We start from the raw sequence: 24740 nt of genomic DNA on the forward strand, positions 1-24740 counted from the left end.
TGGCCTTACTGGACCAGCACGGCCTGATCGCAGCGGGTGCCATCGACTGTGATCTCGGCATAGCCCAGCCGCACGCCGAGCAGCCGGAGCACGTTGTCGAGGATCAGGTCCAAGCTCGGGGTGACGAGCGAGAGTACGGGCATGAGCAGCGGCTTCAGTAGACCCAGAAGCCCCAAGTCCAGACCATCGATGCTGATCTTCAGGCTCTGGATCAGGCTGCCGGTGAGGGACGAGGTGAGGCCCGTGCTGGTGACGGTGCGGCTGACCTGCCGGGTGATGTCGCTGTTCGAGAAGGTCAGCGTTTGAGGGCTGGGAGGTGCGACGATAGTTCGTGCCAGCGCCGTAACCCAGATGAGCGGCAGGTTGAGGAGCGGAGCGGGCTGGGTCAAGTCCGGCGTGGCGGCTCCGACCGCGATGGCCGAGCGGGAGACCTTGGCGACAGCCAGGGTGAGAAGACCCGGCTGGGCTTCAATGACGACCTTACGCTGACTCGGATCTGACCAGGGACAGGTCACCGACTTCAGCGTAGCCGTGGCCGGAGCGATCTCGGCGTAGACCGGTAGGTAGATGCTGCCCAGTCCGAGCGGCGCGGCGATGGTCACCTCGATCAGCAGCCGGGTCTGGGCCGTGTGGATGGTGGCATTGCTGGTGCCCGGCTGCGCCCAGCTTGAACTCTGACGCCGCTCGCCCACCGCCACGGTCACGCGCGAGGACAGCAGGCCCGTGATGTTAGCACCGAGGTCGAGGGAGATCTGCTTCTGACCGTTGGCGACGGCTGCCGCATCGGTGATCAGGTCGAGCAGCCCGACCTTCGGCCCCGTGGTGCCGCGCGTCGGGTTCAGCGCGGCAGAGTCGCCAAGGTCCACCACCGAGGAGACCGGCACCGTCGTGCTCGCGCCCGACGAACCGGTCAAGTTGCCCAACAGGCTCCCGAGGGCGCTCAGGACGGGGGCGGCGTTCAGTTCGCCCTGGGCAGCTACCTGCAAGGCGGGGATGATCTGCCCGATGCTGGCGTTCGCCTTGAGGATGTCGGTGTAGCTCGCTGCCTGGAGGTTGAGGCTGGTCGAGAGAGCGTCGAGGAAGCGGAAGGCGTCCACGCGCCCGCCCGCCAGGGCTGTGTAGTCCATGACGCTGAGCGAGAGCTTCGTGCCGAGTAGGGCACCGAGCAGCGCGTTGGCGATGCCGCCATCGAGGGCTGCCGTACCCGAGCCGATGGAGAAGGCAGCGAACTGCGCTTGAGCAGCGGTTCCAGTAACACGCAGGGGGACGACCGGAGGAAGCCCGATGAGGCGCGCGAAGTGCGTCTGCACCGAGGTTTGGAGGGCGACGCGTACCGCGTTCGTGGGTGAGACGCCGCCTTGGAAGCGGTTGGCGGCCGCCACCTGTGCGTTGGCGGCGTAGGCGCCCGCGCTGACTGTGACCGGGCTGGTGGCGCCGTAGCCGTTGTCGCTGAGCGAGCGCCGGGCGAGCGCGTCGGCTTGAGCGGGATTCACGGCAGCGAGCATGGCGGCCATATCGACGGCGCCCTGTGCCTTGCGACGGGCCTGGAACACGACGCCGAGGTCGATGCCGATGCTGGCCACGCTCATCAGCATGACGGCGCCGAGGGCGAACAGGATGGCCACACTGCCGCGCCGCTCTCGGGTGAAGCGTCGCAACACGGCGGCTCGGACATTCATGGCAACCCGATCCCGCTGGTTCGTTCGAGCGCAGGCATGCTGATGTTTCACCGGGCTCTGCATCCGATTGCCCTGCCGCTTCAACACAACCAGAGATAGTGATTGGTGTTCTAAGATCCGGTTACGGTCGCGTGTGCGACCTTCGGTGTGCAAGGATGAGAATGCTGCGGACGGGCATCTCGCTGAGGGGTGGTATGAGTTCCGGTCGCAAGGAACGAGAACATCCGGGACGCTATCTAAAATCAACTCTTGATTGTAATATCTGCCTTCCTTACGGGTGTGTAGCCGCACATGACTCAGTCGCCCGCCATGGGTACGGAACGAGATATCGCTCCCGTTCACGTGCTTGACCCACTTCCAGCCTGGGCGGCCATGAAAGCCGCGCTCGCCGCTGATCGGGAGCACTGGCGACGACGTGGCGACGGCTCGGCTGCGACGCAGCTACCACGCAATCCTTCTGTATCGGCTGTCGCGCTATTTCCAAGAGCGTGGCTGGCGCATGGCGGCGTGGCTGCTGTGGCTCGTCAATAGCTGGTGGACAGGCGCAGATATCCCGCCATCGAGCCGGATCGCCGGAGGGTTTTTCCTATCGTATCCAAACGGTGCGGTAATCGCCGGAGCCGTTGGAAAGGATGTAGCCTTCGGTCTGCATGGATCGATTGGCAGACTGATGGAGGAGCCGGATGGAGACATCGGCGGTGGTCCCGGTCTTCCGGTGCTCGGCGATGGGGTAGTGCGGGAGGCCGGAGCGATCGTGCTTGGCTCCGTCAGGATCGGTGAAAGCGCCCGCCTCGGGCCACGAACGATCACGCTGAAGGATGTTCCGCTGGGCGTGGAAGTGATGTTGCGGCCCTATCGTCCTCTGTTGCGGTGACCCAGACCGTTCAAACTGTGCCCGCCGTTAATCCTTCGCTAACCATGTTGGGTCATCCTGCGGACAGGATGGGGCGCGACCTCCATTCGCTCTCGGGAAGCCCCGCCGTGATCTCAACACGCGGTGGGGCTTTTCGCGTCCGGCTAGTCGGCAGCCGACGAACGCTGGCAAGATCGCCGCCTTCAACGCTGTTGCCCCCGACCTACCCGTATCAACCGCCCCACGAAACGGCGCAGCGTCCGGGGATGATCTTCATCGAGCCGCGCCGCACGCCACCATTCGTCGAAGAACATGTCGGTCACGGTGCCGACGACGATCCGGCTCTGAGCGCATCTGCACGCAGTTCTTCGCCGTGCGGATTACCGGCGACCGCGCTCAGCCCGTCGAGCCGCACTGGGTGGCGTTCGAACGAGGTCGAAGCGCCGCGATAAAATGGGTCAGGTCTGGGGCGTGCCGGTCTGGGCGTTCAAGGCGAAGGGCGAATAATCGTCGTTTGGCGCAGAGGTCTTATCTCTGTCGCGCTGCCGGATCTCCTCCTCTAACGCCACTGTTCCTTCATGCAGGCCAGCACATAGACGGTCCGCATGCACCGCTCTGTCTCGACCTGAGAGCGCGCACTGCTCATGCAGGCGTCCACCCCCGACGAGAGCAGCAAGCGATCAACGTCTTTCGCGCTGGCGCAGGAGAAGATAGGCTGAAAGCCTTCGAACCTGCTCACTTGCCAGAAGATCGCAACGACCGACAGCAGGCAGAACGAGCAGACCATCAGCCTGCTATCGTAGAACCAGTGCCTGCCATTGGTGGTCATGGTCGTAAGCTCGCTCACTCCCTCACCGGGTGCGCGACCAGGATCGCGCATTTGATCGCCGCCCGCTTGATACCGGCTTTGGCAGTTGGCTCTTTAAGAATGGCTGATGCGTGTCGATCTGCTCGCGCAGCCACGGTGAGGTCACAGCCCAGCCTTCCTGCCAAGGATCTCGCTGAACGGGATCCGCCACAGGATGCGCCCTGCCTCATCCGCAATCTCGAAAGCGTAGCCCTGGGGAATACCGCCCGCGTGCACGAGTTCGGTCGTTAATTCAGGGATGGCTCTGCAAGCCTCGATATACGCGATCTCAGCGCTCGCGAACTCAAGCCCAGTGTCGTCAGGCATCAGCCCACGTCGCGACCGCAAATCGAAGAAAAACAGCGGCATCGGCGCCATCCCAGGTGCGCCCCTTCAGAAAAACCTGAATTGGCTGATCTGGTCACGAGAACGTGACGAAATGTACGGAGGCAGTCGCAGGTTGATGCGGCTTCAAGCGGATTACCTGACTAACCCCTGAGATCCGCCGCGTCTTCCTCGTCCGCACCGGTCTTCCAGGCGGCGTAGAGAGGGGGCAACTCGGATGGCACAACGCGATGATGCCTTTGAGGGTAAACGTAATTTTTGATGGAGTTCTTCCACGACGAAGGTCGTCGTAGATTGCGGATTCACTGGCCGCAGGCGTCCTCACTGCGACCTTCGAGAGGTCCAAGGATTTTCTATGCTGCGATACGACGCCGCATCGCTGGAACCCGAGAAAGCAACACTCCGCGCGGCATGCTCCGCAGGACACAGTAGGCATTGCGGGCCTGCCCGATGCTCCTTGTGGCGTCGAGGACGAGTGCGTGCTGCTCCTGCATCCATTCAGGTGCATCCAGGACCCCGCTTAAGCCGCGTCAGCTTCTAATTCTGGTGCGGGAGACGGCTGATCGCGGCTGAGGCAAAACCCTGGTCCGCAGGCCCGACCCGCTCGTATCTTCGGGCAAAGGTGTCGATAAGCAAAGGGCAGCACCGCTCGCATATCGCCGTTGGTGTCGTGTATCGCTCAGTGCATCGTTTGGTCTGACGGCCGCTCGGGTGTCGGGTCCTCTGCCAGTGATGCAGAGATTTGCCGACCAAGCTCGTACAGCAGACCCTCGATCAAAGGGCGAACCTGCCTCGCGGTTTCGTCATCAAGGCCACGACCCATCTCCTCAATCTCCAGAGCGCGCTCGGCTATGGACTCCAGGAGCGGACCAGATACCTCGGGGGTGGTTAGGAACCGGGCTGGCCCGTCAGTGTGCCCGTCACGTCGGCTGTCGGTTACGTCGATGACGATGCCCCGCCCGAACATCCGGCCATTCGCATCTCGCCAGAACTGACCGCGTGCCAGCACCCAGCGCACGACCCCCGGCGCTGGTACGACGCGGTGCTCCCAGACGAAAACACCCCCCTCCTCGCGTATGCGGCGGCGACGTTCCTGACCCTGGGCCAGATCATCCGGGTGGATGGCCGACAGAAAGCGTGAGATCGGAACGCCTTCCTCAGCCTCTGCCTCTGACCAGCCGAAGAGACGGGCTACTACCGCATCACCACGCGTCAGGTCGGCTTCGAGATCAGTCTCCCAGACGCCGATGCTGGGCGCAGCGAGCGTCAGAGAGCGTGACCACAGGGCGCTTTCAGGTGACTTACGCGGCATGCACGATCCGACGCTTTCGCAATTCGACCAACGAACAGCATCATAATCTTGCGTCGCTTCGCAACAAGGGTATCTAAATCCTGCGCACCTGCAACTGGCGGCGGAACTGAAATGGCGAAGCACGACGACGGATGTGGGCGTGCGTTCAGCTTCGCCCCGGAGGATCAAGCCGCGGCAGAGCGTGCCCGCAAGATGCGACTGCTGAAGCGCATTGCCGAGGTGTTGCAACTACCGCAGGCCACGCTGCACGGCACGTCTGACCCGCTGGTCGGATCTGAAGCCGACCCTCCCAGCGGAAAGGCTGATCTCGACGAAGCCTGCGCAGCACTGCTGCTGGCCTACCGGCGCATCAGCGATCCAGAGATACGGCGCCGCATTCTGATCCTCGCACAAGCGGCGGCCAAGCGAGATTGATCCGTGTTCGTGGGCGGCGAGTCCGCGATTAAGCGGCATAGCGTCCCGAGATGATCTTCGCCGTGCCGATCACCGCACGCACCATTCGTCGAAGAACATGTTGGTCACGATGCCGACGACGACCGGGCCTTCACCATCGCCCGATCTGGGTCTGATTTCCTCGACACCGCGTCCTAGTGGTCCAAGTCAGACACTTGGCACTCACCGCGAGGGGGGGGCTTCCAACGCTGTGTTATCCTTGATAACAGCCACGTAATTGAGCCGATCGCAGCTATGGAACCACGCCTCAGTCTCGTGACCCTGGGTGTCGCCGATCTCGTTCGCGCCACGACCTTCTACGAAGGGTTGGGATGGCCCAGGAAAATTATCGCGGCTGAAGGCGTCGCCTTCTTCCAACTCAACGGCATCGGCCTTTCGCTGTATCCTCGCGCCGACTTGGTCGCCGATGCCGGGGTTCCCTTGCAAACCGCACCATCACAGGGCCTGACCCTGGCCTACAATACGCGAAACCGGGACGAGGTGGACACCGTGCTCGTCCAAGCGGAGGCGCTGGGGGGATGCGTCACGTGTCCTGCACGGGAAGCGGTCTGGGGCGGCTATCATGGCCACTTTGCCGATCTCGATGGCTTCCTGTGGGAGGTCGCGTGGAACCCAAGCTTTGCCCTCGCGGCCGATGGCGGTCTCAGCCTACCGGAATAGCGGCTTGGGTGTATCGCTGCCGATGCAGGCTCATCACCCTAAGCCAATCTCACGAGTGGGTGCCAAGTGTCAGATTGTGTCCGCTAGAAGCCCTTCGAAATGCGCTTCTTTAAGACGATCTTTGAGGCAAAAACGAATTCGGTCTTCTCGGCCGTGTCTTCCGCATCAAGGTGGTCCTTCAAACCCTACTCCGTCACGACGATCTCGTCCTGACCGATCGGCACGTCGAAGACGACCCCGTGATCTTCTTCCACTCGGGCGGACCGAGCGAAATCCGGTGCGTGGGGAGGGTTTCACCGGCTTTGGCGATCAGAAGGCAGCCCTGACCCAACGGCCGCCCACGGGGCTTCTGATCGTATCTGTTGGCCATTCTTCGACATCTCGATCTCGCCCATGTCCGCGAGAAGATCGAGACGACTTCGTGCGGTCGGGAGGTCGTGGGCGATCCCGTCGAGGTGCGTGATCGCCCGGTGTATCGCGGCTGCCATGCCGTAGAGCGACCGTAACCCGGTCCTACTCGCCCATGAGCCCCAACCGCCGCGCCTCGTCGAGGAGTTCGGTGCCGGTCACGCCAGAACCATGTTGGGCGCCGCGAGATCGAACCCACGGTTCCTGTCGTAGAGGATCAGAACCCCTTCTTCGAGGCGTACTCCGAGGCGCACCGGCACGCCAATCTGACCGGCGAGGTTCCGCATCTGGTCCGGCGGCAGCGTGTTCGTCCTAATCTCATGGAGCACCTTGCCGATCAGGTGTGCGAGGTAGTCGGCCAGGACGCGGAAGCGCAGGCTGTCACCGGAACTCATGATGGCCCAGCCGGGCGGGTTATAGGAGCGCCCGTCGATCTGAACCGCAGCGTTGGTGTGCTTCTTCTTCCGCAGGACCCAATGATCGGCATCGGTCAGGGGCGGCGAGCTTGCGGGGCCGACATCCTGCATCGTGGTCGGATCGATGCGCAGGAGGATCCGGAGCAGGTTGGTCTGTGTCCACGCCTCGTGCGGTTGAACGTCCAGGAGGATCGCCCTGTCGGCGGCGATGTGGGCGAACAGTACGGGTCCGGTGCGATCTACGCGCCGTGGGTTGTCCAGCCAGGGACCGAGGTGGAAATGGTTCACCTGCCACTGGTTGAACATCAGATCGATGCGCGGGTTGCTCGGCTTGGTGCGGATGGAGTCGCTGAGCCACGGCGACACATCGAGGCCATGGGCGAGGTGGTGTGCAATCTCGTCGATCGCCGGATAGGTGGCTCGGTGGGCCTCGACCTCGTTCGATCGGACGACTTGGCGGGTGCGGCCGACGACGCGGCGCGCGGTAGTGCAGCCAGTCTACGAGATCGCGGCCGGGTGTAGAGGGCGCCCGCAACTTCCCGAAATCGGCCAGGATCAGGGCGGCGAGATCAGCCTGCGTTTCGTCCACGACGAGCATCCGTCCGCCCCTTCGTTGTTAGGCGGCGTCCGACTTGTTGAGCCCAGCCCTCGCGGCGTTGCCCAGAATCTCGTTCATCCGGGTCTGCCAGCCCGGTCCGGTCGCCCGGAACGCCTCGACAGTCTCGGGATCCAGCCGGAGCTTGATTGCGACCTTGCGGGTGTCGGCCGGTGGTCGCCCGCGGCTTCGTTTGATCGCGGCGAGCATCTCGGGGAACGCCTCGGCGAAGGGGCGTGCCTGCGCAGCCTGCTCGTCCGTCACCTCGGGCGCGTCGGGGTCGCGGGCGATCATCGCCTGGATCCGCGCCTCCTCGGCATCGCTGATCGGGCCTGCCCTACGCTTTATCATGGATCTTCCTTTCTCTCCGGCTGGCCGGGCGGAAGCTGATGATCGACAGGGCCTCCGCGCCCAGCGGGGAGAAGACCAGGGACCGCAGATGATCGTCGAACCAGCCGATCGCGATGAACCGTGGGCGCCCGTCCCGGCCGGGATAGGTCGGCACGACCACGGCGGCGTCGAAATCGAACCGGTCGCGGGCGTCGGCGAAGTCGAGGCCGTGCCCGTCTGGCTCCGGGAGAAGGTTCTGCTGCCGCTTCGCCTCGTCCCACTCGATCCGCATGAATAACTGTACCCCCAGTTAATGGGATAGGCAAGGATTTTCTGGGGGTTCGCGCCTGAAACTGGATCCATCGCATGCCTGACCGCGTCTGCGGCGCGTCGAACCAAGGAACAGAACTCGACGAGGGGCGAGGGGCCGAGATCGAGGGACCTGTGGTGTTGATCGAGACCTGGTTGTCCATCGAGACCCAGACCTCCAGGCCGAGCCGCGAGTGCACAGCGAGTGGGGCGTCAGCCCCGGTCGAGGTGCGCGAAGTGGCTTGAGATCCTGGCGCGGCGCGGGCTGCGCCGCTTCGGGATTGATCCCTCACGATCTCCACCTGGTGTGACAGGGCGGGCCTCGCCCGCCACTGTTCGCGCTCGTCTACCTCGGGCACGGGCGGGCGCCCGCACCCGGAAGCAACGGCGCGAGTTCTCGCAAGGCAATTCATGTAGCTAAGTCAAGATATCTTTTAATTACCTCGTCAGGTGCCGCCAGACGTAATTTCAGTCCAGAAATTACAGATTGGTTTTCTTAAGAATGCTCCGGACGGATTTTAATTGTACGACGCAGCCCGAAATTGCGGGCCACACTACTGTCACCCTCCTCGCCAGCGCGCCGGGAGGCGGCAAGTCGGAGGCGATCATCGAGGAGATGGCGACCACGCCCGCGGTCTACCTGTTCGTCGTCCCCCGGATCGACCTCATCAAGGAGCAGATCGCGCGGCTCAAGATGAAGGCGACCGCGGCGGGGCGGTCCCCGACGATCGTGCCGGTTCACTCCCGGATGTCTGGTGTGAAGCGCAAGGTCGTCGGCCATCTGCGGGACACCATCGAGGCAGTCGTCGATCCTCATACCGTGATCGTCACCACGCATCAGGCGGCGATGGGCCTGTACTCGACCGATTTCGAGGGGCTGAACGTCCGGTGGGACGAGAACCCCGAGGCGGCGACGCCGTCTGGGACCATCGGGCTTGCGACCTCGTGGCCCGCGATGCGGGAGCGCTACACTCTCACCCCCAGCCGCAAGGCCGGGTGGTTCCGGGTTAACCTGCGGCCGGACGCGGAGCCGATCAGTCTGGACCAGATCCGTGGTGATGTCGGCGCCCAGAAGCTCGCCGAATTCCACCGTCTCGCTGGATCCGGCGGCCGGGTCGTCGAAGTCGATATCGGAGCGTGGGAGGATGCGGGCGTGCCTGGAGCGCCTCCGGTGCGGTGGCGGTCGATCTGGTCGCTGGCCGCGCTCGGCGCTGCCGCCTCCGTCACCTTGGCCGCGGCTGGATACCCTGGCAGCCTCGCCGATCATGCGCTGCGGCGCGCGGGCGAGGTTCGTGTCGAGACGATTCGTGTCGGCGGGGCGCGCACTGGCCAGCCGCGGATCCAGGTCCACTACTACACGCTGCACCCCGGCTCGACGGCATGGTGGAAGACGAAGGCGGGGAGCGCCTGCCTCGTGGCGATCTCCCGTCACCTGGAGGCCAGTAGGTTCGACGGCTTCTGGGCGGCGAACGCCGACATCGTCCCCTTCTTCACCGCCCGCGTCGGCGGGGACGAGTGCAGCCCGAAGCTGGCAGGCACCAACGGCCTGCGCCATCACACGTCCTGCGCGATAGTCTACAGCGCCAAGGCGACGCCGGACGACGAGGCCATCATCGAAGCCCTCGACCTCGACCGTGACACCGTCCGTGACGCTCGCGAAGGCGAGGATCTGTACCAGTTTATCTGCCGCGGCGCCCTCCGGGATCCGGGATATGCGGGTGCCTACGACGCCTTCGTCTACGACATCGATCAGGCCAAGCGCCTGCGAGACCGGCTGACTGCGGACGGCTTCGACGACGTGGACCTCGTGCCGATCTACGAGGCAGGCATCATGGCGGTCGAGCGCCCGCAGAAAACTTCCCAGCGTGGGAAGAACGCGGCGGCCATCAGCATCGCTGTCGAGACCGCGGCCGAGCGCGCAGTTCGCCTGAAGGCCCAGGAGGCTGAGCGCGGCCGGAACCGCCGCGCCCAGGCGAAGGCGGACAAGGAGGCAGCGGGGATCGACATCCGCCCTCGGGGTCGTCCTCGTCGTTCGTCTTAACGATCGATCACAGACCATCAGCGCATGGCTCTTCGCGGTCTACCACTCGTCTCGGAAGACGATGACCGGCAGCAATCGTGCGTCCCAGCGCATCAGGTCGGTGTTGAGGTAGATGACGGTGGCGTTCGTGATTTCCGGCGGTGACTGGAAGTCTACGTCGTCCATATCCTGGATCCAAGTTCTCGGACTGTGGCGGCTTCCTTCAGGAGGCGTAGTCCTTGATCCTATGCTCGATGTTGGCTCGGGTGGACGAACGTGCGCGAGTTCACCCACGCCGACTGGTCTCGAACCCGTTGAAGACATAAGAGAGATCGGCACGTTATCGAGTGGATCGAAGAGCACCGGGCGTGGTGGAAGATCGCCAATAGAAGAAGGTTGTGATCCCGCTTGCGTGCTCGGCACCGGGCTCGTGCGCCGATGAAGATCGCCACCAGCGGGAAGATCGCGTGCCTGATCTGACGGAGGCCCGGCGTCTCCAGTTCGGACTTCTCTTCGAAACGGCCGCGTCTGCGGGCGCCGATATGGGGTTGTCGATCCCGTCGCGGGACCCGACGTAGTAGATCATCACGATGACGCCGCCCGGCGTGTCGGTCGTCTCGGGCGCCGCCGAATTCGCCACCCAAGGGGGATACGGGTCGCGAGTTCACGGACGACGGCGGCTTCCTGGAGATCGAGTTCGTGGGTCTCGATGACTGCCTGGACCCCGGCCTCGTTCCCCCACAACAGGCCCCGGTCGTAGAAGACGTGGTCCTCATGGAGGGGCAAAGTGATTTTCTTGATCACCCGCTCGTAGGCGTCCCAGTGCATCCGGTTCTCCAGGTTCCGCGGATGGCAACCAGAGGTGATCGGCTGGGGCGATCTCATAAGTTAGGGCTGGCGGGGGCGGACTGCGGGGACCGCGAGATCGGGTCGGCGATATGGCCTTTCGCTGAGAGTACAAAGCGAGCCCCAACGCTTGTTACCCGGCATGAGGGACCGGTTCGACACGGATAAGACATAGCGGTTCACCATCTGGCGAACCGAAAGCGGACGCGCTCTCACGGCCTTGTTTTAAGGCTGTCATGCTCGCGATTGGCCGCCTCAATCGCCGCGCCATTGTCGAGTGCCCACGCGCAGAGCGCCTCGAAGGGTTGGCGCAGGGAATGGCCAAGCGGGGTGATCGCATACTCGACGCCTATGGGCGCGGTCGGCAGCACTGTCCGGGTCACCATACCGTTGCGCTCCAGCCGCTTCAGCGCGTCCGCCAGCGCCTTGTGCGTGATGCCGTCGAGCCGCCGCTTGATCGCGTTGAACCGTGCCGGTCGCGGGCAGAGCACCGTGAGGATTAGGATCGTCCACTTGTCGGCGATCTTATCCAGCACCGGGCGGACCTGCGCCATGTCGGCGAGCGCGCACGCGGATAGGATATCGAGATCAGTATCATCGGTCATATCTAGGCTAACCTAAGTGCGTTCTTGATAGCAGATATATGCCGTGTATCTCATGCGCCGTTGCAGATGAAGGGATGCCGCGATGGCTCGCATGGTGGACAAGGTTGCGCTCGTGGTCGGCGGGGCGAAGGGCATCGGCCTTGCGGTCGCCGAGAGGCTGGCGGTCGAGGGCGCGTCGGTCGTCTTCACCGGACGGCGAGCAGACGAGGTCGAGGCAGCCGCCGCGAGGATCGGGCGCGGTGCGCGGGGTCTCGTCGCGGATGCGGCCCTACAGGAAGATTTGCACCACGTCGTGGCGACGGTGCGGGAGACACATGGCCGGATCGATGCGCTGGTCCTCAACGCGGGCATCTCGGAACCGGCGACCCTGCGCGACGGGACGCCCGAGCATTTCGACCGGCACTTTGCGGTCAACGTCCGTGGGGCCGTCTTCGGGTTGCAAGCGGCGTTGAGTGCGATGGGACGGGGTGGCTCGGTCGTGCTGATGGGGTCGATCGCCGATGCCGCAGGCATCACGCCCTACGGGACCTATTGCGCGACGAAGGCGGCGCTGCGCTCTTACGCGCGCACATGGACAGCAGAACTGGCTCCGCAGGGTATCCGCGTGAACGTGGTGGCCCCCGGCCCAACTGACACCGCCATGATGGCCAGCGTGCCTGAGGAGCAGAGGGCCGCACTGATCGCGCCAATCCCGCTCGGCCGCATGGCGCGTCCCGAGGAGGTGGCGGCGGCCACACTGTTCCTTCTGAGCGACGAGGCGAGCTTTGTCGCGGGGGCCGAACTGTGCGTCGATGGTGGGATGCGACAGATCTAGCCCCTCAATCGCAGTTTCAGCGTGTCCGCTTTGGCCGGTTTGCCTGCTCGAAGCGGACCATCTTGAAACCATTCTGTGCGGGCGAAGCCGGGCGTCAAGTTTCAACTACGTCCGCTTGATCGTCCTCTCGACGATGTCGCGCAACGATCGGATCTCTCCGTCGTCCAGGCTGTAACGATCGGTGAGCGCCTGAACGGCCGCCTCATACCCGGCGGTGCAGTACACAATTTCGAAGACCGGGTGACACAACAGCCCGCTGATGATCTCGTAGAGTCGGGCCATGGGTCACGCTTCTTTAAGCCGTTCGCGGCTTCCCAGGCCGGATGGATAGCTTGGAGACGGATCACCAGATATCGACGACCGATTCGGTCATCCGCCTTGTTTCACGTGTAAGCCCATCAAGTCCGTACGAGGTCGATCACGCTGGGCCTGTTCTCATTTGACGGTGGTCGCGTAGCGCCGCGGCTTCTTCGGCGTCGAGGTAGAACTTCTCAATGAGGTCCTCGGTGGCGGCCTTCAGTCTCTTGGCGTCGTCGATCTCGATGAACGGCGGGTGCCCCGGCGAGTGACAGCCGACGATTTTATAGTGACGAAGCATCGAGTTCAGCCCGTAGTCGTCGCCGACTGAGATCTCTTACATCACGTGCCCAGCCTTGATCCGCTTCGTGCGATCTCGGCGAGTGTGCTTTCCGTCAAAATCGTTTGCTGTGCCCAGGATCGTTCGTCAGAGGCTTCCCGCGGTTCGAGTTGGGCGCGGATGTTCCGATGACGTAATGCGTCTAGACGGTTTCCGTCGCGACCTCATAGGCACCGTTACTCGGATGGCCTCGCCTCGGCCACACAGCGGCATCTCCAGCGTCCGCTGTCTGGTCGAGTAAACTTCGCGCTCTTGAACCTCTCAGCGCAGGACGAGCGCCTGCCCGTTCGAATCAATGCCGATCTTCGGGGCGTTCGTGCGGGCCGACTGGCTGGACCTGAGACGCAGCGGACTCCCTGCATCCACGGGCCGGAGTGCAGCCCTGATGTGTTCCGCCCGAAGGTGGTTGTAATGGCGGGTGATCATCTCGACGGAGGTGCCGCAATTGATCGCCAAGATGTCCGAGGTGACACCCCGCCGCAACCGCTCGGTCAGATAAGTGTGGCGACAAATATAGAGGGCCTCGCCGGAGGCCGTCGCCTGGAAACCGAGTCGCCGAAGGGTCGATTTGAAGCTGGTGCCCATGTCCCGCACGACGCCACCGCGACGCGAGGGCCAGAGGGTCGTGCGTCCCGCGGTCGGGAAGCCGAATTCCGTCAGGAGCGCGCGCAGGTCGAAGAGCACATCGATGGCCTCAGGATCGCAGTTCACGATCCGCGGGCCGGTCTTGCCATCGCCGCAAGGGTCGATGACGACGATGTCCTCGCCATGCTCGTTGCAGACCTGTCGGATGCGATCCCAGGTCAGTTCAAGAATCTCGACGCCGGGGCGCATGCCGGAGCACAGCAGCAACCGGACGTGCAACGCCATCAAGCGCCGGTCGAAGTTCCTGCGCCGCCCCCCCTCCCCCAGCTTCCTGACACGGGCACGTTCGGTGGCCTCGATGCGCACGAACTCTTCCAAGAGTGCGGCGACCTGCTCGCGCGAGAGCGCGTCGCGCCGATCCTCGGCGGCCCGCTGCTTTTTGGTCTCGCGCGGACGAGGCAGATGGCGGAGTTCGTGAACGACCTCGTCGCTGACGAGGGGCGTGGGCCGGTCGCTCGCCCAAGCCAGGGCCTTCACGAAATACTGCTTCTCGCGCCGCAGGGTCGTGGCAGCGGGCGGTTGAAGGCGGCGTCCAACCGACACCGTCTGATCCCCGCGCCGATACGGCGCGACGGCAGCCCCCTCCCCGTTCTGCTCCAGACGCCAGCGTTCCCAAGCGTAGAACTGCTGCCGACCGAGATCCGCCACCGGCACCTGCCGCCAGAACGGGAGGAAGTTACGGCGCATGACCGAGATCTCCGGCCCGAGCTTCCGCACCCCGGCGTCGAATCGACGAACGAGGTCCTCAAGACAGCGCTCAAGGATGTCACCCACGCTCGGTCCGTTCAAGGAGATGGGCTGTCCGGCCTTCTTGCGGGTTTCAAGCACCTTGCGGCGGCGATTCGCGACCGTCTCCGCCATCGCGAGGTCCGTCGTCTTGGTCGATTCTCGCACACGATCGTTGGGGCCAAAGCGGTAATCGGCGTAGATGTTCTGCGAGCGCGGATGCCGATAGAGCGTGACGCCGTGTCCGAGGTCGAGGCGCCCGTAGCTGTCGTAGGTGTCGCGTCGCTGATCGCGCTGGTGCGTCCGGGCGGAGGTGCGGGGGGTGGGCATGGGATTCGTGTGCTTCGCGGGAGGTGTGCCAAAGGTGTGCCGAGCGGCGGACGCGTGGTCCGGCGACGGCCGAAGTGAGCGTTCCGGCCCGTGAAACGGCGGTGAGCGCCGTTTCCCTTGCGGAACAAGACCTTGGTAACGACTGCCGCCGCCCGGCGCATTATTCTTGAACGCTTGAGACCGCCAGTAAAACTGTGTGTCGTACACTCCGAAGGCAAAGGTCACACGTTCGAATCGTGTCGGGTGCGCCAATCTCCTCAATGCTTTAGGGCGTCAGCGTAACGTGTCGGTTTGCCTGGGGTTAAAGCCCGGCTGCCGTACGTCCGCGTACTGGTGACGTGCCAATTAGCGCAGTTGGCCGGCCAGAGGCCGGTGAGCTGAACGCTTGGCCTTTCCGATCAATCTCCGCCGTGGCGATCTCATCGCGGGTTGGCCTCGGCGCCCGGATGCCAGTCCCGGCGCTGGTTCAGTTCAGGCCGCCCACACCGCGGGGAGTGTGCCCTTCCCTGCGCGCGCAGCCTGCGGGAGATCCCGTCCGTCAGCGCCGGGCCGGCGACCGTGCCCGTTCGACGGCGCGCCGCAGGATGCGCGACAGGTCGGTGACCGAGTACGGCTTGCGCAGCAGCTCGAAGCCGTGGGTGCCGTGCGCTGCAAGCACGTCGCTGTAGCCCGACGCCAGGACGACCGGGAGGTCGGATTGCCGGCGGCGGATCTCGTGGGCCAGCTCGACCCCGTTCATGCCGGGCATCACCACGTCCGAGAACACGACCTCGAAGCGGAACGGGACACGCTCGAACTCGCGTAGCGCCTTTTCCGCGTCCGTCGCCCAGACCGTGCTGTAGCCCAGTTCCTGCAGGGCCTGCGCGGCGAACGCGCCGACCTCGAGGTTGTCCTCGACCAGGAGGACGCAGGTGCCGTGGCCGTCGGCCAGGGCCGCGGGCTCGGGCGCCTCGGCCTCCGGGACAGCCGCAGCCACCGCCCGCGGGAGATACAGGGTGAAGGTGCTGCCCGCGCCCAGGCGGCTCTCGGCGACGACCTCGCCACCGGACTGTTTGGCGAAGCCGAACACCTGGCTGAGGCCCAGACCGGTGCCCTGCCCCACCCCCTTGGTCGTGAAGAACGGCTCGAAGATCCGCTCCAGGTCACCGGGGGCGATGCCGGTGCCGGTATCGGTCACCGAGACCGCGACGAAATCCCCCTGTATCGCCGGGTGGGCCCGCACGGCCGGGACGCGATTCACGGGCTGCACCCGGATGGTGATCCGGCCCTCGCCCGCCATGGCGTCGCGCGCGTTGACCACCATGTTCACCAGAGCCGTATCGAACTGGCTCGGATCGGCGTCGATCAGGCACGGGCTCTCCAGCCCCGCCGCGTCCCGCAGGGGCACGACCTGCATGTCGACGTGGATGCGCGCCCCCGTCAGGGTCCGTACCATGTCGGAGACCGAAGCCACGCCGCGGCCGACGTCGAACACCTCGGGCTGGAGCGCCTGGCGCCGGGCGAAGGCCAGCAATTGGCCCGTCAGCTTGGCGGCGCGGGCGACGGTGTCCGAGATGGCGTCGACGTACCGGGTGCGGCGCTCCTCGGGGAGGTTCGGGCGCTTGAGCAGGTCGGTCGACGACTTGATCACGGTGAGCAGGTTGTTGAAGTCGTGTGCCACCCCGCCGGTGAGCTGGCCCACCGCCTCCAGCTTCTGGGATTGGCGGAGCTGCTCCTCGAGGGCTTTGCGCTCGGTGACGTCCCGACCCGCCGCGTAGAAGTGGTCGCCGCGCGGGACCACGTTCCACGAGATCCAGCGATAGGCGCCGTCGCGCGTCCTGAACCGGACATCGACGTCGTCGACGTCGCCGACGGCAATCACCCGCTCCAGCGCCTGTTCCGCGAGCGTCCGGTCGTCCGGGTGTACGAACGCGTCGAACCGGGCGCCGACCAGATCCTCGGAGGTCCAGCCGAGGGTCGCGGTCCAGGCCGGGTTCACCGCCCGGTACACGCCGTCGAAGCCGCAGACCACGAACAGGTCGCGGCTCGCCCGCCACAGGGTGTCGCGCTCGTCGGTCCGCTCGCGGGCGGCGGTCTCCAGGTGATCCTCGAGGCGGCGCCGGTCGGTGATGTCGTTGAACAGGATCGCGACACGCCGCCGCGCCGGCTCGCCGACGCGCAGGGCATGGACGTCGAACCAGCGCCCCATCGACACGGCGGCGCTCTCGAAGCGCACCGAGCGCCCGGTCATGGCGACCGCACCGTAGGTCTCGAACCAGGACGGTTCGAGATCGGGAACGAGTTCGCTGACCCAGCGCCCCGCCGCGTTTCGCAGGCCGGTATGGCGCTCGAAGGCCGGGTTGACCTCGATCAGGCGGTAATCGACCGCGCGGCCCTCGGCGTCGAACCGCATCTCCACCACGCAGAAGCCGGCATCGATGGCCTCGAACAGGGTCTGGTAGCGCGCCTCGCTCTCGGCCAGGCGCTCCTCCTCGGTGCGGAAGCGGGTAACGTCCAGCTGGCTGGCGAAGAAGTAGCGCAGCTGCCCGTCCGCATCGAAGACCGGGCTGACGTAGAGTTCGTTGCGGAACGGCCTGCCGTCGCGGTGATAGTTCAGGATCTCGACGACCACGTCGCGGCGGGCCGCAATGGCGTCGCGGACCTTGGCGACGTCGGCGGGATCCGTCCCGGGCCCCTGGAGGAACCGGCAGTTGCGGCCGATCAGGTCCTCCGCGCCGTAGCCGCACAGCTCCTGGAAGGCGCGGTTGGCGAAGACGATGGGATTGTCGGGCAGGTTGGGATCGGTGACGATCTGCGGCATGCGGGTCTTCTCCGCCGCCGTGAACAGGAGGTCGATCCCGGCCGCCGACGTGCGCTCGTTGCCGCTCGGCGCATGCACGGCGCTCGCGTTGTACGCCCGCAAACGCTCGATTTCGGCCTCGGCCTCCTGAAGGCGCCGACGCAGCGCGTCGTGTTCGACATCCATGCAGCGAAATCCCGCCCCCGCGTCGCCAGACCTGGCCGTCGGTCTCCCAACGGTCAGGCCGTCCGGCGGCTCCATACCGTATCTGCCGGGTCGGTCGCCATGAAGACCGGGGCCGGAAGACCCGGAACCGCGACGATTCAAATCAGCGCGGCGCGGACAGTCGGCGGCGGACGGGTCCGGGACCTCATGCTGTCAGGACCGCGGGAATCACCGAGCGCAGGCGGGAATAGCCGCGCGTGGATCGCGGCCAGGCGGTCTCGTCCCATGCACGGCGAACCCGGATGCAATCCTCCGGCAGGGCATCGGCCGACGGGCCCACCGGAGCCCAGGCGGTGACGACCGGACGATCCCCGGACCAGCCTGCCTCGACCGGGCCCGCTTCGCAGCCGAACTGCGCCGCGGAGCGTTGCAGCGCATCGGCCATCGCCTCGGCGTCGGCTGCCCGGACCCGCTCGGAGGCCCCGGGGGCATGGACCAGCAGGCCGCCGACGCGAACCACCCGGGAGTCCCTCAGCGGCAGGCTCTCCGGGTGCAGGTCGTCGAGATGCAGCAGCAGCGCGATGTCGCCTGCCGGCACGGTCTCGGCCCGGGGCAGCGGGACCTCGCGGGGCGGCATCGCCTCGTCGAGGGCGTCCGGCTCCTCGTCGAGGCCGACGGGGTCGAAGCGGCCCTCGGTGTAGCGCCGGATGTTCTCGGCACGGGCGACATAGTGCTTCCCCCGGGTGTGCAGCCCCGCCACCCAGCGCCAGGACAGGGTGTTGCTCGCCGGATCGCCATCGACCAGGTGGTCCATGAAGAACGCGGCTCCGAGCGCCCAGGGCAGGCGCAGCGTGAAGATCCAGATCGAGGCGAACCACATCCGAGCGTGGTTGTGCAGCCAGCCGGTCTCGACGAGGTCGCGGGCCCAGTCGTCGAACCCGTCGATCCCGGTCCGGCCCTCGACCGCCATCGCGTAGGTGCGGCGCAGTCCGGGCTCGGCGGCGAGCCGCTCCCGGTCGCAAGCAACCCGGGCGTGGTAGTCCGTCCAGGCGGACGGGTGGGTCTCCAGATGGCCCTTGAAGTAGGTCCGCCAGAACACCTCGGACACGAACTTCTCGGCGCCGCCATCGCCGAACGCGTTCTCGGCGGCGGCCGCGACTTCGGCCTCCGTGATCAGGCGCCGGCGCAGGTAAGGTGAGAGGGCCGAGGTGGTCGGCGCGCGGCCGGGACCGCGGTCGGTGTTGCGGCAGGCGGCGTAATCGGCCCCGGCTCCGGCCAGGAAGGCGGCGAGCCGGTCGAGCCCGGCGGCTCGGGTCATGGGGCGATTGATGGGAGAGGTGCGATCCATGCGCCGGAGTTAGCGCGCGGCCCGCGCCGTGCGGATGCGACCCATTCCCCGGACCGCCCGGGCGGGGGACGTGTTCGAAACGCGACCGCAAACGTTGCATCTCGGCGCCAGAACCATCAAACACACCCCAGATTTTCGGACCGTTCGGTGTGCCGCCCCAGGGCGAGGCGCGCCGAAGAGTCGGCCGTTCGACGCCGTCCGTGATCGTCCAAACAACAGGAACACGTGATGAAGACGCGCGCCGCGGTCGCGTGGGAAGCCAAGAAGCCTCTCACCATCGAGACCATCGACATCGAAGGGCCCAAGGCCGGCGAGGTTCTCGTCGAGCTGATGGCCACCGGCATCTGCCACACCGACGCCTACACCCTCTCGGGACTCGATTCCGAGGGCAAGTTCCCGGCGATCCTCGGCCACGAGGGCGCGGGCATCGTTCGCGAGGTCGGCGCCGGCGTGACCACGCTGAAGCCCGGCGACCACGTCATCCCGCTCTACACGCCGGAATGCCGCAACTGTAAGTCCTGCCTCTCGCAGCGCACCAACCTGTGCACCGCGATCCGGGCGACCCAGGGCCAGGGCGTCATGCCGGACGGCACCAGCCGCTTCTCCTGCGTCTCCACCGGCGGCAATCCCGGCGGGTCGAACACCGTGTTCCACTACATGGGCTGCTCGACCTTCTCGAACTTCACGGTCCTGCCGGCCATCGCGCTCGCCAAGATCCGCGAAGACGCCCCCTTCGACAAGATCTGCTACATCGGCTGCGGCGTGACCACGGGCATCGGCGCGGTGATCTACACCGCCAAGGTCTGGCCCGGCGCCAACGTGGTGGTGTTCGGCCTCGGCGGCATCGGCCTCAACGTGCTGCAGGCCGCCCGGATGGTCGGTGCCGACAAGATCATCGGCGTCGACATCAACCCGGAGAAGCAGGCCATGGCCCGCAAGTTCGGGATGACCCACTTCATCAACCCGAACGAGGTCGGCACCGACAAGGTGGTCCAGGCCATCGTCGATCTCACGGGCGGCGGCGCCGACTTCTCCTTCGATTGCACCGGCAACGTCCACGTGATGCGCCAGGCCCTCGAATGCTGCCATCGCGGCTGGGGCGAGTCGATCGTCATCGGCGTGGCGGAGGCCGGCCGCGAGATCTCGACCCGCCCGTTCCAGCTCGTCACCGGCCGGGTCTGGCGGGGCTCGGCGTTCGGCGGCGCCCGCGGTCGCACCGACGTGCCGAAGATCGTCGACTGGTACATGGAGGGTAAGATCAACATCGACGATCTGATCACCCACACCATGCCGTTGGACGAGATCAACCACGGCTTCGACCTCATGCACGAAGGCAAGTCGATCCGCTCCGTCGTCGTCTACTGAGGAAGACCGATCCGGGGCTCCCCGCCTGCAAGGCCGGGGAGCCCCGCGCACGTCCTCGCATTCTCGAAGACCCGGGCCCGCGATCCAGCCCCCGAGCGGGGCTCCCGCCTCCCGAGCAGGAGATCACAGCTGATGGAAACCGTCTCGAAGGCCCGCGCCCACGGCGGCACGCAGGGCGTCTACAAGCACGACGCGCAGACCACGGGATGCCCGATGACCTTCGCGGTGTTCGTGCCGCCCCAGGCCGAAAAGGGCCCGGTGCCGGTGCTGTGGTACCTGTCCGGGCTCACCTGCACGCACGCCAACGTCATGGACAAGGGCGAGTACCGCGCCGCTGCCGCGGAGCACGGCGTGATCATCGTGGCCCCCGACACCAGTCCGCGCGGCCCCGGCATCCCGGACGAGGAGGGCAACTGGCAGTTCGGCTCCGGCGCCGGGTTCTATCTGGACGCCACGCAGGCGCCCTATGACAAGAACTACAGGATGTGGAGCTACGTGACGGAGGAGCTGCCGGCCCTCATCGCGAAGGAGTTCCCCGCCGACATGACCCGCCAGGGCATCTTCGGCCATTCCATGGGCGGCCACGGCGCGCTCACCATCGCGTTGACCTACCCGGAGCGCTTCAAGTCCTGCTCCGCCTTCGCGCCGATCGCCCAGCCCGCGACGGCCGGTTGGTCGAAGCCGGCCTTCGAGAAGTACCTCGGGTCCGACACGGCCGCCTGGCGCGCCCACGACGCCACCGCGCTGATCGAGGACGGCAAGCGCTTCCCCGAGTTCCTGGTCGATCAGGGCACCGCCGACAGCTTCCTCCAGGACGGCCTGCGCCCCTGGCTGCTGGAGGAGGCCTGCAAGAAGGCCGGGATCGCACTGACCCTCAACATGCGCGAGGGCTACGACCACTCCTACTTCTTCATCTCGACCTTCATGGCCGACCACATCGCCTGGGCCGCCGCGCGCCTGAAGTAACATCGCGTCGGCGCCCCGCGCCGATCACGACCACGCCGCCGGGCGCGTCCCGGCGGCGTGACACCTCGGCTCCGCGCGGATGCGCGCAGCCCCTAATCGATGACCTCGACGATGCGCCGCGTCCGCGGCTCGACCAGCACGGGGTGATCGTTAACGATGGTGTAGTTGTAGTTCGGCAGCGCGAATTCGGCCGGCACGTCGTAATAGACCACACCGTCCTCCGGCAGGACGGTCCCGACCCGCACCGGCCCCGCGTAGGCGAAGGAGGGCCGCTGCTCGCCGATCGCGTAGATGCGGAAGCGGTCCCGCCGGTCGATCCCGAGGATGCTGTTGGCCGTGCCGACGGCGGCACCGATCGCGCCGCCGACCACGGCGCCGAGCGGGCCCGCGATGGCCTCGCCGCGCTCCCGACCGTCCTGCGCGCCGCGCGCCAGGCCTTGCGCGTGAGCCGGCGTCACGAAGCCGAGCATCAGCACGATCGGCAGGGAGATCCAGTGTCGCATGAGATCCTCGTCAAGCAGTGGAAACGGTAGCGACGGTCAGCGGCACCACGGGGCGGCCCCGCACCATCGGATCGGAGCCCGGTCGATGGATCCCGTCGTGACGGGATCGGAGGATGACGGCGCCGCGACCGACCGCTCCGCGGGGCGGTTGGCCTTCACCAGCATCACGGCCGAAAAACAGCAGAGTGCGAGGGCCGCGATCCAGAGGACGCCCCTCGCCGTTCGGATCGTTCGCTTGGACATGCGCGCGAGGGTGGGCGGCTTCGGTTAGCGAACCGTTTCACGCCCCGGCGCGCCCCTGATGCGCGCCGTCGAGATCCTGCCCAAGGGGGGGGTGTTCGCACCGCTCGGGCGACCGGGCCCCCTCAGGCGCAGTAGGATTGCCCGTCGAGGCCGTGCGGCCGGCCGGCGGCGAGCAGCGTCTCCCAGACGGGCTCGGGAAGCGGCACGCCCTCGGCGAGGCGTTCCGCCTTCATGCGGCGCTCGGGCTCCCCGGGCAGCAGCACCGCGCCACCCGGCGCCGGCTGGGCGGAGGCGAAGAAATCGAGATAGCTGCGCGCCTCGGCCGCGATCGCGTCGTCCGAGCCGAAAGCGCTCGGCGTCATGTAGAGCGAGAGCATGCCGTTGCAGACCCGCCGCTTGCCCGGCCCCGCCGTACCGGAGCCGGTGAGCGCGCCGGCCAGGAGTTCGCACATCAGCGACAGGCCCGAGCCCTTGTGCTCGCCGAAGGCCCGGATCGCGCCCGTGCCCTTCTGATTGTCGCGGTCCGGCCCGTCGAGCGGGCCGAACAAGGTGGTCGGGTCGGCGCTGAGGCGGCCATCCGGCTCGATCAGCACGCCCTCGGGCAGGGGCTTGCCCCCCTGCGAAGCCACCAGGACCTTGCCCTCGGCGACCGCCGAGGTCGCGAAGTCGAGGACGATCGGGTCGCGCCCCGGAAGCGGAAAGGCGGCCGCGACGGGGTTTGTGGAGAAGCGTCGCTCCACCGAGCCGAACGGCGCGACGAGCAGGCTGCCGGCGACGTTGACGAAATGCACCGAGATCAGGCCCGCGGCGGCGGCACGCTCGGCCCATTCGCCGATCCGCCCGAGATGCCCGGCATGCCGCAGGGCGATGACCGAGACGCCGTGCTCACCGGCCTTGGCGATGCCGAGATCGGTGGCGAACGGGCCGGCGGTCTGGCCGAAGCCGTAATGGGCGTCCACCAGCGCGAAGGCACCCCCGTCGATCAGCACCTCGGGGCTGCGGTCGGCCACGAGTTCGCCGTCGCGCAGCCACGCGACATAGCGCGGCACCCGGATGACCCCGTGGCTGTCGTGGCCGGTGAGGTTGGCGGCCACGAGGAACTGGCCGATCCGCCCCGCTTCCGCCTCCGAGCAGCCCTCCCGAACGAAGATGTCCCGCACGAAGGCGGTCAGTCCGGCGGCGTCGATCCGCATGATGGTCTATCTCCCGTCGTCGCGCCTCGTCGGGCGCGTTCGGGTAACGATCCTAGGCTTTCTTAACCCGCAAGGCGACCGGTTCGGGTGACGCGGGATAGACAATGAAGCGTTCCGCATGGCCCAATACAATCAACGTCGGGCACAAGAACCGGCGGCGGGACGGGAATGCCGATGAAGACGACGCGTCGCGTTTTCTTGACGGGTGCCGCTTGCGCGGCTGCGAGCGGCCTCGCCCCTGGGGTGATCCGATCGAGTCACGCGCAGGGCGCCGGCGCGACGATCCGGATCGGCATGGTGCTGCCGGTCACGGGCCCCGGCGCGGATGCGGGGCGCTTCGCCCTCAACGGCGCCAAGATCGCCCTGGAGGCGGTCAACAAGGCCGGCGGCGTGCTCGGCAAGCCGCTGGAGATCGTCACCGAGGACGACCAGACCACCAATCCCGGCGCCGTGCTGGCCTTCTCCAAGCTGGCCTCGCAGCCCGATCTCGTCGGCTTCCTGGGCTCGGTCCGCTCCACGCAGAACCACGCGATGGCGCCGGACATCCTCAAGACCGGCAAGCCGATGTGCTTCGGCGGCACCGACCCGGTGCTGACGCAGCTCGGCAACCCGTGGATGTTCCGCTTCCGGCCCAACGACAGCTTCTCGGCCCGGGTGATCGCCGAGCACGGCGTCAACGGCCTCGGCAAGAAGAAGTGGGCGATCATCCATTCCACCGACGCCTTCGGCACGAGCGGCGCCAAGGCGCTGACCGAGAGCCTGGGTAAGGTCGGCGCCACGGTCGTGCTCGACCAGGGCTACGCCAACCAGGGCCAGGACTTCACCCCCGTGGTGCTGGCGATCCGGCAGGCCGGGGCCGACGTGATCGGCTCGTACTTCACCTTCGAGAACGACCTCGGCATCTTCGCCCGCCAGCTCCGCCAGCTCGGCGTCACCGCCCCCTGGGTCGGCTCGCCCTCGATCACCAACGTCACGGCGCTGAAGCTCGCCGGGCCCTCGCTCTACGGGACCTACGGCGTGGCCGACTACGCGGAGGAATCGAGCGACGCGGCCCGGGCCTACGGCAAGGCCTACCGCGCCGCGACCAAGATCGCCCCCGACAACCAATCCTCCTGGACCTTCGACGCGGTGACGGTCCTGGCGCTGGCGATCAACAAGGCGGGCAAGTCCGACCCGCAGGCGATCCGCGAGGCGCTGCTGGCGGTGCGGGGCCACGCGGGCGCCGAGGGCACCTACAACTTCGACAAGAACGGCGACGGCCTGCACGGCTACAACGTCGTGCGCAACGACAAGGGCACGATCACGTTCGACCGGCGCATCGACTTCTATCAGGGCTGAACACGTCGTC

25 protein-coding genes are annotated in these 24740 nt (G+C 66.4%); 8 read left to right on the forward strand and 17 right to left on the reverse strand.

The window, feature by feature from the left end:
* Positions 1-5: 5 nt before the first annotated feature.
* Positions 6-1679, reverse strand: coding sequence for a TadG family pilus assembly protein (locus AC0IY0_RS13880; RefSeq protein WP_471764140.1), 1674 nt, complete (start codon positions 1677-1679; stop codon positions 6-8).
* A 415-nt stretch (positions 1680-2094) separates the two neighbouring features.
* Between AC0IY0_RS13880 and AC0IY0_RS13885 the strand changes: the two genes are divergently transcribed.
* The gene (locus tag AC0IY0_RS13885; RefSeq protein WP_471764142.1) at positions 2095-2553 is read left to right on the forward strand and encodes a serine acetyltransferase; all 459 of its coding nucleotides are present in this window, start codon (positions 2095-2097) and stop codon (positions 2551-2553) included.
* A 538-nt stretch (positions 2554-3091) separates the two neighbouring features.
* Here AC0IY0_RS13885 and AC0IY0_RS13890 read toward each other — a convergent pair.
* From AC0IY0_RS13890 to AC0IY0_RS13900, 3 genes are all read right to left on the reverse strand, one after another.
* Positions 3092-3361, reverse strand: coding sequence for a hypothetical protein (locus AC0IY0_RS13890; RefSeq protein WP_471764145.1), 270 nt, complete (start codon positions 3359-3361; stop codon positions 3092-3094).
* Between the two features lie 141 nt (positions 3362-3502).
* The gene (locus AC0IY0_RS13895; RefSeq protein WP_147939625.1) at positions 3503-3748 is read right to left on the reverse strand and encodes a DUF6894 family protein; all 246 of its coding nucleotides are present in this window, start codon (positions 3746-3748) and stop codon (positions 3503-3505) included.
* Positions 3749-4403: 655 nt separating this feature from the next.
* Positions 4404-5036: a PAS domain-containing protein gene (locus AC0IY0_RS13900; protein WP_147939626.1), complete on the reverse strand. Its 633-nt coding sequence runs from the start codon at positions 5034-5036 to the stop codon at positions 4404-4406.
* A gap of 111 nt (positions 5037-5147) precedes the next feature.
* Here AC0IY0_RS13900 and AC0IY0_RS13905 point away from each other — a divergent pair, with 111 nt between their 5' ends.
* Positions 5148-5450 carry a hypothetical protein gene (locus tag AC0IY0_RS13905; RefSeq protein ID WP_471764147.1) on the forward strand — a complete coding sequence of 101 codons (303 nt, stop codon included), beginning with the start codon at positions 5148-5150 and terminating at the stop codon, positions 5448-5450.
* Positions 5451-5723: 273 nt separating this feature from the next.
* Entirely contained in the window at positions 5724-6149 is a 426-nt protein-coding gene (locus tag AC0IY0_RS13910; RefSeq protein ID WP_419829784.1) for a VOC family protein, read from the forward strand.
* Between the two features lie 566 nt (positions 6150-6715).
* Here the strand turns inward: AC0IY0_RS13910 and AC0IY0_RS13915 are convergent.
* The 3 genes from AC0IY0_RS13915 to AC0IY0_RS13925 all read right to left on the reverse strand — a co-directional run bounded on the left by AC0IY0_RS13915 (position 6716) and on the right by AC0IY0_RS13925 (position 8190).
* Positions 6716-7339 (reverse strand): hypothetical protein, encoded by a 624-nt coding sequence (locus AC0IY0_RS13915; protein ID WP_471764150.1) that lies wholly within the window; start codon positions 7337-7339, stop codon positions 6716-6718.
* Between the two features lie 250 nt (positions 7340-7589).
* Positions 7590-7919 (reverse strand): BrnA antitoxin family protein, encoded by a 330-nt coding sequence (locus AC0IY0_RS13920; RefSeq protein ID WP_447674484.1) that lies wholly within the window; start codon positions 7917-7919, stop codon positions 7590-7592.
* Positions 7906-8190, reverse strand: a complete 285-nt coding sequence (locus AC0IY0_RS13925; protein ID WP_447674483.1) for a BrnT family toxin — start codon at positions 8188-8190, stop codon at positions 7906-7908. The genes AC0IY0_RS13920 and AC0IY0_RS13925 overlap by 14 nt, the downstream gene beginning before the upstream one ends.
* Positions 8191-8823: 633 nt before the next feature.
* On the opposite strand from AC0IY0_RS13925, the gene AC0IY0_RS13930 reads away from it, so the two are divergent.
* The gene (locus AC0IY0_RS13930) at positions 8824-10248 is read left to right on the forward strand and encodes a hypothetical protein (protein ID WP_471764152.1); all 1425 of its coding nucleotides are present in this window, start codon (positions 8824-8826) and stop codon (positions 10246-10248) included.
* A 39-nt stretch (positions 10249-10287) separates the two neighbouring features.
* Here the strand turns inward: AC0IY0_RS13930 and AC0IY0_RS13935 are convergent, their stop codons facing one another.
* The 3 genes from AC0IY0_RS13935 to AC0IY0_RS13945 form a co-directional block, all read right to left on the reverse strand.
* On the reverse strand, positions 10288-10413 hold the full coding sequence (locus AC0IY0_RS13935; protein ID WP_471764153.1) for a hypothetical protein: 126 nt from the start codon (positions 10411-10413) through the stop codon (positions 10288-10290).
* 399 nt (positions 10414-10812) lie between these two features.
* On the reverse strand, positions 10813-11055 hold the full coding sequence (locus AC0IY0_RS13940) for a hypothetical protein (RefSeq protein WP_447674480.1): 243 nt from the start codon (positions 11053-11055) through the stop codon (positions 10813-10815).
* Positions 11056-11285: 230 nt separating this feature from the next.
* Positions 11286-11678, reverse strand: coding sequence for a winged helix-turn-helix transcriptional regulator (locus tag AC0IY0_RS13945; protein ID WP_447674479.1), 393 nt, complete (start codon positions 11676-11678; stop codon positions 11286-11288).
* Between the two features lie 82 nt (positions 11679-11760).
* On the opposite strand from AC0IY0_RS13945, the gene AC0IY0_RS13950 reads away from it, so the two are divergent.
* The gene (locus tag AC0IY0_RS13950) at positions 11761-12492 is read left to right on the forward strand and encodes an SDR family NAD(P)-dependent oxidoreductase (protein ID WP_147942017.1); all 732 of its coding nucleotides are present in this window, start codon (positions 11761-11763) and stop codon (positions 12490-12492) included.
* A 105-nt stretch (positions 12493-12597) separates the two neighbouring features.
* On the opposite strand, the gene AC0IY0_RS13955 is transcribed toward AC0IY0_RS13950, so the two are convergent.
* From AC0IY0_RS13955 to AC0IY0_RS13975, 5 genes are all read right to left on the reverse strand, one after another.
* The gene (locus AC0IY0_RS13955; protein WP_187278610.1) at positions 12598-12774 is read right to left on the reverse strand and encodes a hypothetical protein; all 177 of its coding nucleotides are present in this window, start codon (positions 12772-12774) and stop codon (positions 12598-12600) included.
* Positions 12775-12910: 136 nt separating this feature from the next.
* On the reverse strand, positions 12911-13090 hold the full coding sequence (locus AC0IY0_RS13960) for a hypothetical protein (protein ID WP_419829781.1): 180 nt from the start codon (positions 13088-13090) through the stop codon (positions 12911-12913).
* A 300-nt stretch (positions 13091-13390) separates the two neighbouring features.
* Complete coding sequence (locus tag AC0IY0_RS13965; protein WP_471764156.1) at positions 13391-14830, reverse strand: hypothetical protein; 1440 nt, start codon at positions 14828-14830, stop codon at positions 13391-13393.
* Positions 14831-15368: 538 nt separating this feature from the next.
* The gene (locus AC0IY0_RS13970; RefSeq protein ID WP_147907263.1) at positions 15369-17795 is read right to left on the reverse strand and encodes a PAS domain S-box protein; all 2427 of its coding nucleotides are present in this window, start codon (positions 17793-17795) and stop codon (positions 15369-15371) included.
* A gap of 184 nt (positions 17796-17979) precedes the next feature.
* Positions 17980-19092, reverse strand: a complete 1113-nt coding sequence (locus tag AC0IY0_RS13975; RefSeq protein ID WP_471764158.1) for an FAD-binding domain-containing protein — start codon at positions 19090-19092, stop codon at positions 17980-17982.
* 258 nt (positions 19093-19350) lie between these two features.
* On the opposite strand from AC0IY0_RS13975, the gene AC0IY0_RS13980 reads away from it, so the two are divergent.
* Both AC0IY0_RS13980 and fghA read left to right on the forward strand, forming a co-directional pair.
* On the forward strand, positions 19351-20487 hold the full coding sequence (locus AC0IY0_RS13980; protein WP_147856776.1) for an S-(hydroxymethyl)glutathione dehydrogenase/class III alcohol dehydrogenase: 1137 nt from the start codon (positions 19351-19353) through the stop codon (positions 20485-20487).
* A 132-nt stretch (positions 20488-20619) separates the two neighbouring features.
* A complete protein-coding gene (gene fghA / locus AC0IY0_RS13985) occupies positions 20620-21453 on the forward strand; it encodes an S-formylglutathione hydrolase (protein WP_147938724.1) in 834 nt (277 codons plus the stop codon).
* Between the two features lie 92 nt (positions 21454-21545).
* On the opposite strand, the gene AC0IY0_RS13990 is transcribed toward fghA, so the two are convergent.
* The gene (locus AC0IY0_RS13990) at positions 21546-21956 is read right to left on the reverse strand and encodes a DUF1236 domain-containing protein (RefSeq protein ID WP_147907259.1); all 411 of its coding nucleotides are present in this window, start codon (positions 21954-21956) and stop codon (positions 21546-21548) included.
* 365 nt (positions 21957-22321) lie between these two features.
* The gene (locus AC0IY0_RS13995; RefSeq protein ID WP_147938725.1) at positions 22322-23392 is read right to left on the reverse strand and encodes a malate/lactate/ureidoglycolate dehydrogenase; all 1071 of its coding nucleotides are present in this window, start codon (positions 23390-23392) and stop codon (positions 22322-22324) included.
* A 174-nt stretch (positions 23393-23566) separates the two neighbouring features.
* On the opposite strand from AC0IY0_RS13995, the gene AC0IY0_RS14000 reads away from it, so the two are divergent.
* Entirely contained in the window at positions 23567-24730 is a 1164-nt protein-coding gene (locus tag AC0IY0_RS14000) for an ABC transporter substrate-binding protein (protein ID WP_471764160.1), read from the forward strand.
* The last annotated feature ends 10 nt before the right edge of the window (positions 24731-24740 follow it).

This window comes from Methylobacterium sp. AC315 (genome assembly GCF_979253755.1).